Origin of the sequence: Fibrella forsythiae (genome assembly GCF_017353175.1) — a bacterium.
GTDB classification, from domain to species: domain Bacteria; phylum Bacteroidota; class Bacteroidia; order Cytophagales; family Spirosomataceae; genus Fibrella; species Fibrella forsythiae.
On the sequence record NZ_JAFMYW010000005.1, the window covers coordinates 29051 to 43524 of the forward strand.

Genomic DNA, 14474 nt, shown 5'->3' on the forward strand with positions numbered 1-14474 from the left:
ACTATCAACTGGCTCAACGTTCGCTAATCAACTACGCCATTGCCCAACTGCTCATCGCTGAATCCGTTGACGAAGATATATTTCGTCTGGCTACCCTTTTTCAGAAGGAAGGTTGGAATCTGGCCAAGTCCGGGTCGGCCGGGGAGTTTTCCCTCGGATAGCACATGCACCGGATATGTTGGAACGCTGTTCTTTTTTAGTGGTTTGCTCACTTTAAAAGCCACCACGCCATCTTGCCGAAGCTGAGCTATATCCAGTTTGCGGAGGTCTGCCAGTGAATCCAGCGTAGTGGCATGTAACCGAGCCGGCGTGAGCGTAAGGCCAGTCGCGTCAATCTCTCTAAGACCGTAAAACGTAGACAGGTCGCCAAGGTCTTCGATCGTGCTGCGGTACGAGAAGGCTCTGGCCGAATCGGTGCTGACTTCGTAGTGGTTAATGCCAAGATCGACGGTGTAGGGCTTGCCGTTGCGCGTAACCGTGGCGTTGCGAATCAGAAGGTCGAACAGGGTACGGCCGTTCTCGGGAATAGCCTGATACTCGGCCGTTTTCTCGCCCGTATACGATTCTGTAGCAATAGCGTGCAAAGCGGTCAGGATAGCTACGAAATTGAGGCGGCGAATGCTCATTTTTTCCGGATCACCAACCTGCCCGCCCGATTCGATCAGGATCAGCGTGGTTCCCCATTTCTGGATGTTATCGCCAAACGCACGGGGTTCAAACTCATCATCATACCGCGCCACATGACCGGGAATAAATTGTTGCAATACCCGGTTCATGCCCACGATCAACTGCATCGACCGCTTTCTGATGTCGTTCACACTCCGGGCGGGGTCGTAGGCGGTGGCTAGGAACGAAACCACCGCCTGACGCCCCGAATTGCCCACGCTGTAGCGCGGGTTCTGGTCGTGCAGGTTGAAGCCCACGAGCGGTTTCAGCGATTGTTGCAAGCCTTTCAATAATACCGATTCAGGCGATTGCAGGCGTAGCGCATCGCGATTCAAATCAATATCTGCCGAGGTACGTCGCTGGAATCGTTCGGCACCGTCGGGGTTAAGCATGGGTACGAAATAGAGCGTCGTTTTGCTCAGAATGGCCTGCCGCATGTCATCGAATCCATCGCCCGATGCTTGTAAGAAACGGAAAATATCGAACATGGCCATAGTAGCCGTGGCTTCGTCGCCGTGCATCTGCGACCAAAGCAGTACCGGTATAGAACCCATTCCGGCTTTCACCTGATGAATGCTTCGCCCCTCAAGAGACGTACCTACCTGGCTCACAGAAAGCGGCTCACCCAGTTGCTGAATGACGGGTACTATATCGCGGTGTTTGAAGCGACGATGGGTAAACGAAGGATCTTTATAGGTATCGTGGGCATCATGAAGCTGCCTGGACAGCTCCTGCGCCTGTGTTGAGGTCAACAAAGTCATATACAAAAGTAAAGTCAAGAGCGTATGTGGCGCGTAAAAAAACACGCTGTAGGGCCAGGAAATACGTTGGTGGCTGCTGAGGGTGGCTGGTGTAAATGATGCGCTCATGGGTAAGTTAATGTCAGTAGTAAAGCCTTTTTATTTGGTAGTCAGCCACCAGCCACCTGTTGAGGCAAGCAAACAGCCGAACACGTTGAGCGCAATATTCAGGAGTGCGGCCCCTGCCCTACCCTGCTGAAGCAGCATCAGATTATCCTGACTGAAGCTGGAGAACGTGCTTAGCCCACCGCAAATGCCAACGCCCAGCAGTAACCGCCACGGTTCTGCCTCGGGTCGGCCAGCCACCCAACCCATTACGGCGCCTAATACGACAGACGCAAGTACGTTGACCGTCAGAATGCTAGCTGGGAAGGACGTACCTAGCCAGGTAATGGGAATCACCTTACCCAGGCTAAAACGAAGCATGCTGCCAAGGCCACCGCCTAAAAAAACGAGTACGTACTGGTTCATCAGCCAAAAAAAGAGAAAGCTCAGAATACAGAGCCAAAATACGCGTAAAACGTACCTGAACTCTATATGCTGAGCTTTAAACTCGTTGATCGCTGATTAACGGGTAACCATAATCTTTTTCACCTGCTTGGCATCCCCGGCGTTCAGTTGCAGGAAGTACATGCCGGTTGGTAGCTGGCTAACATCGAGCTGTTCGCTGATTTGCTTGCCATTACGCACCGTTACGGGCAGCTGACGTAATGTTTGGCCGGTAGGCCCGCTCAACGTCATAGTACCTTCTGTAGCCGTTTGCGACAGTTCGGCCATTACCCGAACCGAACCCGATGCCGGATTTGGATATACCGAGAACGAAGCCAGCGGCAACGGCTCAGTAGCCAGAACAACGGGTGGTGGCGGCACCTGAATCTTCAGATTATCGATCTGCCAGCCCCAGCCATGAACTAGCTGATCGGCAAAGAGCCGGAACCGAATGAGGATGACGTCGTTCGCCTTGAATGTTCCGTTTGCCTGAAGGCCAATCGTACGGGTTTTCAGTAGCGATTGCGTACCAACAGCGGTTGAGTTTGGCTCACCGGCGCTCCCCGTCGATGTGCTCGAATTCCAGGTGGCCGTCCATTCCGGATACGCATTGACGTTATAGCCATCGAGCAGAGTGAACCAGTTCAGACCATTGTCTTTGCTGCCTTCCACCGTTACATAGTCGTAGAAACCTTCGCCATTGAAGGCGGCTCCGGCATCGTTGGGTTCAACCAGGGCAATCTCGTCGAACTGGATACGAGCGCTATCAGGGTTGGTTTTCACGCGTATAGGCGCAAGCAGCGTATACGTGTAATTGCTTTCGTAGAACGCATTTAAGCCGTTTTTATAGGGGTGATCAGAATTTATGCTGGCACTGGTAAAACTGGCTGGCTGCTGAATACTGAATCCATTCCCCGCAAAATCAGCCGCCGCCGTTGCTGCCACGTTAAAATCATTCGTGTATTGCGTTCTGACCGTCGTTTGGGGAGCCACCACACTGACCGAGTAAAAGCCAGTGACCGGACTTATGGCCTGATTCCGGGCGGCTGATACGTCGCGGGCTATAATCCGGTAGCTGATGACCGATCCAGCTTTAAGCGAACGGGTTGCAATAGGAATAACAGTCGCCCAAGTGCTGTCAGGTACGTTGTATCTAGATGGGTCGAGCAGAAACATCGGAAGGGCTTGCTTTGCAACGCCATTGATCTGGTAATCAACATATACCGTATCTATTCCCTGTTTTGTGCGAGCTGCGTTGATTAGCCGCCGATTGTCTGACACTTTAGCCACAATCAGGAGTGAGTCTACTTTTGCCTCGAGTATCACTGTCTGCTCAGGGGCATGCACGATGGTTGGCGCAACGCGGTCCGGGCCGATTGTGAACGAATAGTAATACTGGACAGTACCGCCGTTATCTTTTCCGGGATTGGTGTATGTCTTGCCCGTTCCATCCTGCGTTTGCAAATAATACACCGTACGGCCCGGCATTTCGCTGGCAGGTAATGTATACGAATACGTATCGGTGGTGCCCTGCCTAACCATGTTCACCTGCTTATAGGAGTTATCCGTCTGAGTAGGAAATCCTGTGCGGTAGAACAATTTAGGCGGATCGGCACCCAGCGTTGTGTCGCTGACAACCCGGGCGGTGAACGTCACGGCACTGGTCGATTCTGTATCTGTAATGGGAGTATGAAGCAGCGAAGTGGTCTTCCATTCCAGATCTTCGAAAAAGGACAAAACGATTGGGCCTGGGTCCTGAGCAACTTCGGCGGCTCCAATGAAGGGAGTCATCAGTGAATTGGCCGTGCTTGCCCGGTAGGTTGTTTCGTCGAGGTGATACAGTGTCGACCCAGGCGAATACGCAGTTGGGGCGTAGAGTTTAGCCCTGTCGCCCGTTTTACGAACCAGCGTTGGGCCATTGATGTATAAGTTCTGGCCTGTGAGCTGTGTGTAAAGGGCTGACGAGCTACCGGCAATAGCATCATTCAGAATTTTGGTGCCCAGCCTATTTTCAACGTAAGCATCAAACACTGTCGAATACTGCACGCCGGCCGCCCGGCTTGTTGCATCGGCCCGAATACCACCCGTAAAGCCCAAACCGTGACCCAATTCGTGTAGCACAATCGTTACCAGATCATATTTGCCAGCCGTTGGCTTACCATCCAGTCCCAGGTACCAGTTGTTGGTGCTGCTGAAACTGGCGATGATATCGGCAGAGTCAGGGTGATTGATGTTTCGGCGCGCAACTTTCTCGGCGAGCGCCATCGGATAATAGGTTGTAGCCCGTTGCGATCCATCGGGGCCTCCCACGTAATCGGCTGGTCTGGCGCTACCCAATACGCCGGTTGCCAGTGGTTGCCAAACCGCCGTAATGTTGATCGTTACAGGGCTGACAAGCAGGGTAGACCAAATATCCACAGCGCGTTGAAACGCCGCTCGGGCGCTATCTGGATACCCAATGTATTTCACCACAAACTTGGCCGTAGCTGCCTTACGAGCGCGTGAATCGTTGAAACCAGCGGGTGGGCCTATACGCGAAAACACGTTCTCTTTTGATGCGTAACAGATGATGGAATCATTTTTTACGATCCGATTCCGCATGGCGAAATTCTCGTAGGTTGTCAGCGTTTTGAGCCTGGGAGGAGCTGTTCGTTTCTGGGCCATCAGCGAGCCTGTGGCCAGCAACAGGACGACCAGCAAACGCAATGCGTATCGGTGCATCATACACGTAGAATTGAGTCAGAGTCAAGAAGGATTGATTAGTACTAAAGATACTGAATTAAGGCAATAGCGCAAGCCCGTCGGCTGCGGTCCATCGTCGAACACATGACCCAGGTGCGCGTCGCACACGTTACAAAGCACTTCTACCCGATACATGCCGTAGCTGTAATCTTTTTCGAGCCGAACCACATCGGGCTGAAGCGGTTCGGTAAAACTTGGCCAGCCTGTACCCGACTCAAATTTGTTGGTCGATTCGAACAAAGGCGTTCCGCAGCAGACGCAGGCATACGTACCCGGCTCTTTCGACTCGCAGTATTCGCCCGTAAAAGCCCGTTCGGTGCCCTTCTGCCGGGTAACCCGAAATTGCTCGGGCGTCAGAATCCGGCGCCACTCTTCATCGGTTTTGATGACTTTCTCCATAGTACAATGATTTCTTACCCACGAATCGGGGTTTATTCTCATAAACGAACAACACTGCCGAATTGTCTTACTGAAACCCGGACAGCTACTGTTATTTTTGTAATACGTATGACTGCGCCACAACTGTTGCAAACGTATTGGGGATATTCGACTTTCCGGCCGTTGCAGGAAGACGTTGTCAATGCCTTACTCGACGGCCACGACGCGTTGGTGCTGATGCCTACGGGCGGCGGTAAGTCCGTTTGTTTTCAGGTACCAGCCCTCGGTATGGACGGCGTCTGTATTGTGGTCACGCCGCTGATTGCCCTTATGAAAGACCAGGTGTTTCAACTGCGGCGGCGTGGCATACCGGCAGCGGCTATTCACTCGGGCATGCATTACCGGGAAATAGACACGATTCTCGACAACTGCATCTACGGAAATCTGAAATTTCTATACGTCTCGCCCGAACGGCTGCGTACCGAGATTATGATTGAACGGGCGAAGCAGATGACCGTCTGCCTGCTGGCCGTTGACGAAGCACACTGCATTTCGGCCTGGGGGCACGATTTTCGCCCCCCCTATCTGCAAATCGCTGAATTTCGGGAACACCTTTCCGGCAACGTACCTACCGTGGCGCTGACAGCGTCGGCAACGCCCGATGTGCAGCGGGAAATTGTTGAGAAGCTGGATTTCAGAACTGGCTATAAGGTATTCCGGCAAACGTTTGCGCGGGCTAATCTATCCTACTCGGCGATGCTCGAAGAAGGCAAAGAAACCCGCCTGTTGAAGATTCTGACCAACGTACCTGGCACGGGCATCGTATATGTGCGCAGTCGCCGACAAACGCAGCAGATCGCCGAATGGCTGGTGAAACAGGGCATCTCTGCTGATTTCTACCACGCTGGCCTCAGCACGCCCGAACGATCGCAGAAACAGGAAGACTGGATCAACAACAAAACCCGCGTCATCGTGTCGACCAATGCCTTCGGAATGGGTATCGACAAGCCCGATGTGCGCGTGGTGATTCACCTCGACCCACCCGATACCCTCGAAGCTTACTATCAGGAAGCTGGCCGGGCTGGTCGCGACGGGCAGAAGGCCTACGCCGTGTTACTGTATACCGAAGCCGACTGCGCGCGTGTACTGGTTCAAACGGAGCAACAGTACCCCTCTGTCGATCTGATCCGACGTACCTACCAGGCGCTGGCCAACTATACGAAAGTGCCCGTTGGCAGCGGTGAATTCGAGACATTCGACTTTGACCTGGCTCAGTTTACCAAGACCTATTCATTGCCGCCGCAAGACACGCATTATGCGCTAAAGCAGCTTCAACTAGCAGGCTACATCGACCTCAGCGAAGCCTATTTCCGGCCATCGCGGGTGATGATGAATATGGACAACCGCGCTATTTACGAGTTTCAGGTCATGAATCCCCGTTTCGATCCGTTCATCAAGCTGATGCTACGGATGTACGGCGGCAAAATTTTTACCGACTTTCTGGCCATTTCCGAGGGCAACCTGTCGCGGGCGTTTATGGTGTCGGAAAACGAGATCATCCAGCTACTGACGCAGCTGGCCGAGCGGGAAGTGATCATCTATGAAAAGCAGACCGACAAGCCTCAGCTAACGTACCTGACACCCCGGCAAGACGCCCGCCAGCTCCCCTTCGATGTGCATGGTCTGGAAAAGCGTCGCGCCCATGCAATGGCCAAAGCCCAGGCATCGGTTGATTATGCCCGCCATCAGATACAATGCCGAACCCGTCTATTACAAAATTACTTTGGTGAGGAAACTGATGCAGCCTGCGGTATTTGTGATAACTGCCTGAAAGCGAAAAAGAAAGCCGGTCCCGACCCGCAGGTACGTGATCAGGTTCGTCAGTACGTAACGCTGGCCCGCGATAAAGGCGTTACGCCAAAACAACTGTCTAACTATTTCAGTCAGACCGACGAAAACGATCTCGCCCAGACCGTCCGCTTAATGCTTGCCGAAGAAGAACTCCGCTACAATGACGTGGGTAATCTGACGATGAATAAGTGAGAGTATAAGCCCCTCAACCCCTCTTCAGGGGGTTGGGTAAACAAGAACGCCCTTCAGATGATGTCTGAAGGGCGTTCTTTTGAAAAACTAGACGTATTCTCTACCGACGGCCACCGCCAATATCGAAGCCAACCTTGATGCCTGCATATGAGTTTTTGCTCTGCACAGTAGTACCGATCTGAGTACTACCACTGTTGTCAAATACAGCGGCATTGCTGCTTGGAATCAGGTTATACTCAACGCCTAACACAAAATGCCCGGTTTTGAAGCCTACCCGCGCCATACCTCCGAAGACTGTTCCTGCCGAGATTGTTCCGTTAGACGACTGACCGTTCGAGCCTGACCCTACGTATGTAAAACCAGTACTACCAACGCCATAACCACCAACACCAATGCCTACAAAAGGCCGAAAGCCCGATGTAGAAAGCATATAGTTACCTGTTAGAATAAACGAACTGGCGAATTGGGCGTTACCCGACGTTGTATTACCATTTACAATAACATTGCGGGCCATACCAGCTCCTTCAAGGCGAATACCAACGTCAATCTGGTCGCTAATGCCGTACTTTGGTTCAACGGCAAACAAAACACCGCCACCACCGCTTGGAATGGCAGCGCCGATTGATACGTTAACTTTAAATGGTTTGAACTCCTGAGCTTGAGCTGAGACGCCCAGCAGAAGGGCGGCGCACAGTGCAAAAAACTGTTTCATTGGATTGTGTTAATAAATGTGAGATAGGCCGTTTATTGTTTGAGCGACCTGCCAGAAGAACATCAATTGATGAAAAAATAGACAAATCATTCTACTTTACGGTCCAAAAATGTGCTATTGTCATATGAAACAATTTATCTTGACTGCCGCTCTGTTAACGTGTATCATCGCCACCGCCACCGCTCAAACGGCTAGTGTACCAACGGCTCCGTCACCCGAAATGGTGAAACTCGATTCGCTCACGAAGCTGTCACAACGTTTTCTTAACGAACAAAAAGTAGACTCACTGTACGCGTTGATGGGATCGACGTTTAAAAGCCAGATTTCGCCGGAAATGATGAAGCAGGTGGCCTCGCAGGTAAGTGGCCAACTGGGTAAATGGACTGCCGCTGAACCTGTTGGTATTAAGGACGGAATCGCTAAGTACAAAGCCACCTTCACCAACGCCACCCTCGATTTTTATATCAGCCGCGACGCTGAGGGAAAGATCAGTACGTTCCTGATGAAACCGTCAGAATAAGAAGACGTTAAGAAAAAATAACTTGCTGTTACAACGGTTACAGCCTAACTCGCGTCTATGGAATGAAGCGCATCTGATTATGAAAAAAGCCTTACTGTTCAGTACCTTACTTTTCGTGTCGGCCGCTTGTAGCCGCAACAATGACGTAGCGCCCACGCTGGCAAGTGAAGTGGCAGGAACGTACCTGACCAACGGCTTTCTGGACATACTCTGTATTGCTCTCCCCGCCAATCAAATGCCTGCCGTCACGCTAACGCCCGAGACGGAAGCCGCCGTTACGCTAACGTACCTGCGCCAGTATCCGACGGCCCAATCGCAGACGCTTACCCACCTGCAGCTTACCCGCCTTGCCGATAAAAGCATTCAGCTAACCCAGCAAGGTCAGGTTCTCGGCACCGTCCAGACCGATCGCGCTTTCAACACCAACGGCATGGAACGGCAAGCCCTCGTCTTACGCGTACAAACCAACGCCAACCCGCAAACCGCCATCACCTTCACCGGCGCGAAGGAGTAACGTACAACGTACCTGTCAACAATAAAAAAGGCCATTCCCGGTAAGGAATGGCCTTTTTTGATTTGCTGCGTAGATCCATTTAAATCCGCGTTAGCCGTGTACCCATCCTTAATTCCGCAGGGGCTTGCCGCCTTGCAGCAGGCTTTGAATACGTTCCAGGGTTTTCTTCTCACCGGTCAACGACAGGAAGGCTTCGCGCTCCAGGTCGAGGAGGTATTTTTCCGTTACGTTTTGTGGGCTACTCAGGTCGCCGCCGCAGATGACGTAGGCCAATTTGTCGGCAATTTTTAGGTCGTGATCTGAGATGAATCGGCCCATTTTCATAGCGGTGATACCTGCTTTGAACAGGGCGATACCCGTTTTACCCTGCACGCGAATATCATTCCGTTGCTTGGGCTGCGTGTAACCGTTCTCGGCCAGTTCAATCGCTACCTGCTTGGCTTCGGCAATCTGACGGCTGCGGTTCAACACGATCTGCGCCGAGGGCAGCAGGTAATTCATCTCGCGGGCCTCCTGCGCCGAAGTCGACACTTTCGCCGTGGCGATGTTCATGTAGGCGGCTTGCAGGATGTTCAGCTCAGGGTCGCCGGTTTGGTAGAGGTCCGAGCAGCGGGCGGCCATTTCTTTGGTGCCACCACCCGCCGGAATCAGGCCCACGCCTACTTCAACTAGGCCCATGTACGTTTCTGAATGGGCCACCACACGGTCGCAGTGGAGGTTGATCTCGCAACCACCGCCAAGCGCCAGCGAGTGAGGCGCGCCCACTACTGGAATAGATGAATAGCGCGCCCGCATCATGCTCTGCTGAAACTGCGAAATCATCAGGTTGATCTCGTCGTATTCCTGCTCCAGCGCAAACATGAACAGCGTAGCCAGGTTGGCCCCCGCCGAGAACGCCTCGGTCGATTCATTGCCGATCACCAAGCCCCGGAAATCTTTCTCGGCCAGCGAGATAGCCTTATTGAGGCCTTCAATTACCTCTGCCCCGAAGGTGTTCATCTTCGAGCGGAATTCGAGGTTGATGATGCCGTCGCCCAGGTCGTAAATGGCGGCACCGGCATTTTTCCAGATCACATTATCGCTCAGACTCTCGAGAATGATGAACGACTCGGTGCCCGGAATGGTCTTGTACGACTTTGTGGCGATATCGTAATATTGCTTCTTGCCTTTTTCGGTTTTGTAGAAGCTGGTGGCACCGCTGGCCGCCATGTCGTAAACCCACTGCGCAGGTTTCGTGCCCAGTTTCTCCATCATATCGATACCAGCCTGCAGCCCAATGGCATCCCAGGTTTCGAACAGACCCATCTGCCAGCCGAAGCCCGCTTTGATGGCCTCATCGATCTTATATAGTTCGTCGGCTACTTCCGGAATACGATTCGTGGCGTACTGGAAGGCATCGGAGAACGTGCGGCGGTAGAATTCACCCGCTTTGTCGGTGCCCGCCAGCAGTACTGAAAAACGCTTCCGCAGGCTTTCAATGGCTTTGGTGCTCTCAAGCGTCGCGAATTTTACTTTCTGCGACGGTTCATACTCAAACGTCTTCAGGTTCAGGGCCAGAATGACCGTCTTACCTTTCTCGTCTTTCGTCTTCTTGTAGAAACCCTGTCCGGTTTTGTCGCCGAGCCATTTGTTATCGCTCAGTTTCTGCATCACCGACGGCAGTTCAAACGCCTTGTGCGACTCGTCATACTCCAGCTTCACCAGATTGCTCGCCACGTTGACGGTCGTATCCAGGCCTACCACGTCCGACAACCGGAACGTACCTGACTTCGGCCGACCAACCACCGGACCGGTCAGTTTGTCCACTTCCTCTACGCTGAGGCCCATCTCTTCGGCCACGCGGATGGTCTGCACCATGGCGTAGATTCCGAGCCGGTTGGCAATGAAACCGGGCGTGTCTTTGCAGAGAACCGTGGTTTTTCCCAGATACAGATCGCCGTAGCTCATCAGGAAATCCACGATGGCGGGGTCGGTGTCGGGGCCGGGAATGATCTCGAGCAAGCGCAGGTAACGCGGCGGGTTGAAGAAGTGCGTGCCGCAGAAATGCCGACGGAAATCGTCGCTACGGCCTTCGGTCAGCAGATGCATCGGAATACCCGACGTGTTGCTGGTAATCAACGTACCTGGCTTACGGAACTGCTCAACACGCTCATACAGTGAGCGTTTGATGTCGAGCCGCTCCACGATGACCTCGATCACCCAGTCGTAATTGGCGATGTCTTTCAGATTATCGTCGAAGTTGCCCAGTTTCACCCGGTCGGCAAACTTGGGGCTATAGAGCGACGCAGGCGTGGCTTTCAGCATCGTTTGCCAGGCATCGCCCACCATCCGGTTCCGAACGGCGGGGCTGTCGGTAGTAAGGCCTTTAGCAGCTTCGGCGGCGTTTGGTTCGCGCGGAACCATGTCGAGCAGCAGAACGTCGAGGCCGATATTGGCGAAGTGAGCCGCAATGCGCGACCCCATGATGCCCGATCCCAGCACGGCTACACGCCGAATGCTACGGTTCTTTTGGGTTGTTTTGGGTTTTTCGAGTGTTGCTTCCATGAGAAGGGTAAGATTGAAACGCTGACTGGCCGGTTGAAAGGTGTAGATGAATGAGTTCAATCGGCATCGTCAGCACTCTATAACTGGTTGCGATCTAAAAGTTTAGTGAGTTCATCAACATCGCCAAGGTCTTTGGGGCGACCAGTAGCTTTTTTCTCCGTGATCAGATCATTCAGGTGAATGACTTTAAACGGGACATCATCAAAGGTCGCGTCGCGGGCACGAGCATAGCAGGCATCAAAATCGGTATCAGCAAATGCTTTCAGCGAATGACCCATGTCTAGCGTAAAGCCTTGTTTACCAACCGTTACTGTTGACCAGCTAAGTAGCAAAGGGACGTTCATCAGCAACTCGGCGCCAGCCACGTTGTTTTCGGCCAACGCCTGCACGAGGTTTGTTTTATTGGCATCATCGGCCCTGATCCACAAATCAAGGTCTTCCGTTGCCCGTATATAACCGTGGACAATATTGGCTATGCCACCAACCAGCAGATACTGCACCCCGAACCGGTTCAGGCTGCGGAAAAGACTTTGCACGTCGCTCTGCGAAATATCCATCGTCTTGGCTGGATTGACTGAGTTACCCCGGTAAAACGCGTTCGCCACCTGCATCAGACCAACGAAGCGGTCTAAAAGTGGCTGGGCGATAACGGGGTAAGTCGGTTGCATAGAGAGGTCACGTTTATAAAACGTCTTCGATTGGGGTGTTGCTGGCTTTCAGCTTGGTGTTTTCTTCTTCCACAATGAGGTTGATCTCCTTGATGACATCGAAGAAGACCACGAGCTTGTCGAGCGGTATTTTTTCGCGAACCATCTTGTTGAATTCGATCACTCCTTCGCGAGCCATTTCGCGCTTGGCTTTGCCCTCTTCGGTGAGGTAAATGCGCACAAACCGCTTATCTGACTTATCTGTTTCACGCCGGATCAGGTCGCGCTCTTCCAGCGTTTTCAACATCCTGACCAGACTGCGCGGCTCCATACCCAGCAGCGGACCGATTTTAGTAGCGGGTGTACCCTGCTCGGCATCGATGTTCAGCAGTACGTACCCAGTCGCCATCGTCAGATCGAACCGGGCCGCATAGGCATTGTACATCCGTGAGATGGCGTGCCAACCCCACTTCAGGTGAAAATCAACGGTTTTCTCTTTCTTCATAGCGGATGTCGCCTGACCAACAGATGGTTGTTCAGTTAGACAAAACTACGAAATTTTCAAAAATAGTATGCATGCATACTGATTTTGGCTAAATGAAAAGAGGGCCATAGAACTGACGAATCAGCTCTTTGGCCCTCTTTCCTAGCTATGTAACCGCTTACGCCGCCCGTGTTACGGCGGGCTTGACTTGCTTAGTGCTTCCGTAAGCCGGGCAAACGCCTTTACGAGCGCAGGCTCCCATCGACAGCAGCAGAACAGCACTCGCCAACATCACTACCTTTTTCATGATTTTGATTTGGTTAATTATCTTCTTTCACTAATTCAGGCTGTAAGTCGGCGATTTCCTCTGCTTCTTCAGCGGCCTGTGCCGCCTCCAGCTCAGTTGGTTGCGGTAAATTGGTGGGCGTATAGCCCAATATTTTCAACATCGACTCGCTGTGCTGCTCCGGCGCAAACAGGCGCGTGCGGAGGTTGCCTTCCTCGTCTTTGTCGACAATGACGTGTTGTGGCGCCGGAATCAGACAGTGCTGAATACCGCCATACCCGCCTAGCGATTCCTGATACGCACCCGTGTGGAACAGGCCCACATACTGATCTTCCGTTTCCTGATCGAAAATAGGCAAGTAAAGGTCAGCCGAGTGTACTTCTGTATTATAAAAATCGTGCGAATCGCAGGTTAGCCCGCCCAAATTTACTTTCTGGTACGGATTATCCCAGTTATTCACCGACAGCATGATGTACTTCTGTCCCAGTCCCCACGAGTCGGGCAGCTGCGTAATGAACGAACCGTCGATCATATACCACAACTCCTTGTCGTTCTGGAGCTTCTGGTCAATTACTTTGTAGATAACGGCGCCACTCTCCCCTACCGTATACGAACCGAACTCGGTGAAGATATGCGGAACAGGTACGTTGTTCTTGTTGCATATCCACTGAATCGATTCCACGATCTGGTCGATCATGGCCTGGTAGTCGTACGAGAACTGGAACGAGGTCTGGATGGGGAGTCCGCCGCCGATATCGATGCTGTCGAGATCAGGGCAGATTTTCCGCAATTCGCAGTATTTGTACATGAACCGGCTCAGTTCGCTCCAGTAATACGCGCTGTCTTTCACGCCCGTATTGATGAAGAAATGCAGCATTTTCAGTTTGAACTTGCTGCTGTTCTGAATCTTGCTCTTGTACAGCTCGTTGATGTCGCTATACCGAATACCAAGCCGCGACGTGTAGAACGCGAAGTTTGGTTCTTCATCCGTTGCAATTCGGATGCCAAGATTCACCGATTCGGCCGTTACAGAATCCTCGTATGCCTCGATTTCTTTGAGGTTGTCTAGGATCGGGAATACGTTGAAGCCCTCGTTGATCAGCTCGCTGATATACTGCGTGTAGAGCGGCCGTTTATAGCCGTTACAGATGATGTACGTGCTCTTATTGATCTTTCCGCTCCGATGTAATTCCCGAATAATGGGAATATCGAACGCCGATGAGGTCTCGAGGTGAACGTTGTTTTTGAGGACCTCGTCGAGCACGAACCGGAAGTGCGACGATTTGGTACAATAGCAATACGTGTAATTGCCTTTGTAATTATAGCGCTTCATCGCGTTCTTAAACAGCGACTTAGCCTGATCAATATGTTCCGATATTTTCGGCAGGTAGGTCAGTTTAAGCGGGGTGCCATACTGCTTTACAATGTCCATCAGGGGTACATTGTTGAACAACAGGTGGTTGTTCTCGACGTTGAACTCCAAGGTAGGGAATTCAAAGGTCTGGTCAATCAGGTCGTAGTACGTCTTCATCCCTGCGGTCAGCGCATAAAGAATTTGTTCGTGGTTAGTAAAAAAACGGGTCGCGAAAGTGGGGCTAATTTTGGTGTCATGCAAGTAGGCCCCATCTGCAAAGTAGAAAACGCATTTA

General features: G+C 52.2%; 13 protein-coding genes. 3 read left to right on the forward strand and 10 right to left on the reverse strand.

Going from position 1 to position 14474, the window contains the following annotated elements; all coding sequences use genetic code 11:
• Window positions 1-23: 23 nt before the first annotated feature.
• The 4 genes from J2I46_RS16610 to msrB form a co-directional block, all read right to left on the reverse strand.
• Complete coding sequence (locus J2I46_RS16610; RefSeq protein WP_207330182.1) at window positions 24-1427, reverse strand: M14 family zinc carboxypeptidase; 1404 nt, start codon at window positions 1425-1427, stop codon at window positions 24-26.
• 138 nt (window positions 1428-1565) lie between these two features.
• A complete protein-coding gene (gene crcB, locus J2I46_RS16615) occupies window positions 1566-1937 on the reverse strand; it encodes a fluoride efflux transporter CrcB (protein WP_207330183.1) in 372 nt (123 codons plus the stop codon).
• Between the two features lie 96 nt (window positions 1938-2033).
• Window positions 2034-4679, reverse strand: coding sequence for a T9SS type A sorting domain-containing protein (locus tag J2I46_RS16620; protein ID WP_207330184.1), 2646 nt, complete (start codon window positions 4677-4679; stop codon window positions 2034-2036).
• Window positions 4680-4700: 21 nt separating this feature from the next.
• The gene (gene msrB / locus J2I46_RS16625) at window positions 4701-5096 is read right to left on the reverse strand and encodes a peptide-methionine (R)-S-oxide reductase MsrB (RefSeq protein ID WP_207330185.1); all 396 of its coding nucleotides are present in this window, start codon (window positions 5094-5096) and stop codon (window positions 4701-4703) included.
• Between the two features lie 108 nt (window positions 5097-5204).
• On the opposite strand from msrB, the gene J2I46_RS16630 reads away from it, so the two are divergent.
• Window positions 5205-7118, forward strand: coding sequence for a RecQ family ATP-dependent DNA helicase (locus tag J2I46_RS16630; protein WP_207330186.1), 1914 nt, complete (start codon window positions 5205-5207; stop codon window positions 7116-7118).
• 100 nt (window positions 7119-7218) lie between these two features.
• Here J2I46_RS16630 and J2I46_RS16635 read toward each other — a convergent pair whose 3' ends face one another.
• Entirely contained in the window at window positions 7219-7830 is a 612-nt protein-coding gene (locus J2I46_RS16635; protein ID WP_207330187.1) for a hypothetical protein, read from the reverse strand.
• Window positions 7831-7954: 124 nt separating this feature from the next.
• Here J2I46_RS16635 and J2I46_RS16640 point away from each other — a divergent pair, with 124 nt between their 5' ends.
• Both J2I46_RS16640 and J2I46_RS16645 read left to right on the forward strand, forming a co-directional pair.
• Window positions 7955-8350 carry a DUF3887 domain-containing protein gene (locus J2I46_RS16640; RefSeq protein ID WP_207330188.1) on the forward strand — a complete coding sequence of 132 codons (396 nt, stop codon included), beginning with the start codon at window positions 7955-7957 and terminating at the stop codon, window positions 8348-8350.
• A 79-nt stretch (window positions 8351-8429) separates the two neighbouring features.
• Window positions 8430-8864 carry a hypothetical protein gene (locus J2I46_RS16645; protein ID WP_207330189.1) on the forward strand — a complete coding sequence of 145 codons (435 nt, stop codon included), beginning with the start codon at window positions 8430-8432 and terminating at the stop codon, window positions 8862-8864.
• Between the two features lie 108 nt (window positions 8865-8972).
• On the opposite strand, the gene J2I46_RS16650 is transcribed toward J2I46_RS16645, so the two are convergent.
• The 5 genes from J2I46_RS16650 to J2I46_RS16665 form a co-directional block, all read right to left on the reverse strand.
• The gene (locus J2I46_RS16650; protein ID WP_207330190.1) at window positions 8973-11408 is read right to left on the reverse strand and encodes a 3-hydroxyacyl-CoA dehydrogenase/enoyl-CoA hydratase family protein; all 2436 of its coding nucleotides are present in this window, start codon (window positions 11406-11408) and stop codon (window positions 8973-8975) included.
• Between the two features lie 77 nt (window positions 11409-11485).
• Complete coding sequence (locus tag J2I46_RS16655; RefSeq protein WP_207330191.1) at window positions 11486-12076, reverse strand: hypothetical protein; 591 nt, start codon at window positions 12074-12076, stop codon at window positions 11486-11488.
• A gap of 13 nt (window positions 12077-12089) precedes the next feature.
• Window positions 12090-12560, reverse strand: a complete 471-nt coding sequence (locus J2I46_RS16660; RefSeq protein ID WP_207330192.1) for a MarR family winged helix-turn-helix transcriptional regulator — start codon at window positions 12558-12560, stop codon at window positions 12090-12092.
• Between the two features lie 157 nt (window positions 12561-12717).
• Complete coding sequence (locus J2I46_RS33195) at window positions 12718-12846, reverse strand: hypothetical protein (RefSeq protein ID WP_262898038.1); 129 nt, start codon at window positions 12844-12846, stop codon at window positions 12718-12720.
• Between the two features lie 13 nt (window positions 12847-12859).
• Window positions 12860-14356, reverse strand: coding sequence for a type III PLP-dependent enzyme domain-containing protein (locus tag J2I46_RS16665; RefSeq protein ID WP_207330193.1), 1497 nt, complete (start codon window positions 14354-14356; stop codon window positions 12860-12862).
• Window positions 14357-14474 lie beyond the last annotated feature (118 nt).

Excerpts from the sequence above, each read along its gene's own strand:
- crcB (WP_207330183.1), bottom strand. The coding sequence starts at position 1,937 with ATGAACCAGTACGTACTCGTTTTTTTAGGCGGTGGCCTTGGCAGCATG.
- J2I46_RS16645 (WP_207330189.1), top strand. The coding sequence starts at position 8,430 with ATGAAAAAAGCCTTACTGTTCAGTACCTTACTTTTCGTGTCGGCCGCT.
- J2I46_RS16630 (WP_207330186.1), top strand. The coding sequence starts at position 5,205 with ATGACTGCGCCACAACTGTTGCAAACGTATTGGGGATATTCGACTTTC.
- J2I46_RS16650 (WP_207330190.1), bottom strand. The coding sequence starts at position 11,408 with ATGGAAGCAACACTCGAAAAACCCAAAACAACCCAAAAGAACCGTAGC.
- J2I46_RS16620 (WP_207330184.1), bottom strand. The coding sequence starts at position 4,679 with ATGATGCACCGATACGCATTGCGTTTGCTGGTCGTCCTGTTGCTGGCC.
- J2I46_RS16640 (WP_207330188.1), top strand. The coding sequence starts at position 7,955 with ATGAAACAATTTATCTTGACTGCCGCTCTGTTAACGTGTATCATCGCC.
- J2I46_RS16610 (WP_207330182.1), bottom strand. The coding sequence starts at position 1,427 with ATGACTTTGTTGACCTCAACACAGGCGCAGGAGCTGTCCAGGCAGCTT.
- J2I46_RS16665 (WP_207330193.1), bottom strand. The coding sequence starts at position 14,356 with ATGAAGACGTACTACGACCTGATTGACCAGACCTTTGAATTCCCTACC.
- J2I46_RS16660 (WP_207330192.1), bottom strand. The coding sequence starts at position 12,560 with ATGAAGAAAGAGAAAACCGTTGATTTTCACCTGAAGTGGGGTTGGCAC.
- msrB (WP_207330185.1), bottom strand. The coding sequence starts at position 5,096 with ATGGAGAAAGTCATCAAAACCGATGAAGAGTGGCGCCGGATTCTGACG.
- J2I46_RS16635 (WP_207330187.1), bottom strand. The coding sequence starts at position 7,830 with ATGAAACAGTTTTTTGCACTGTGCGCCGCCCTTCTGCTGGGCGTCTCA.
- J2I46_RS33195 (WP_262898038.1), bottom strand. The coding sequence starts at position 12,846 with ATGAAAAAGGTAGTGATGTTGGCGAGTGCTGTTCTGCTGCTGTCGATG.
- J2I46_RS16655 (WP_207330191.1), bottom strand. The coding sequence starts at position 12,076 with ATGCAACCGACTTACCCCGTTATCGCCCAGCCACTTTTAGACCGCTTC.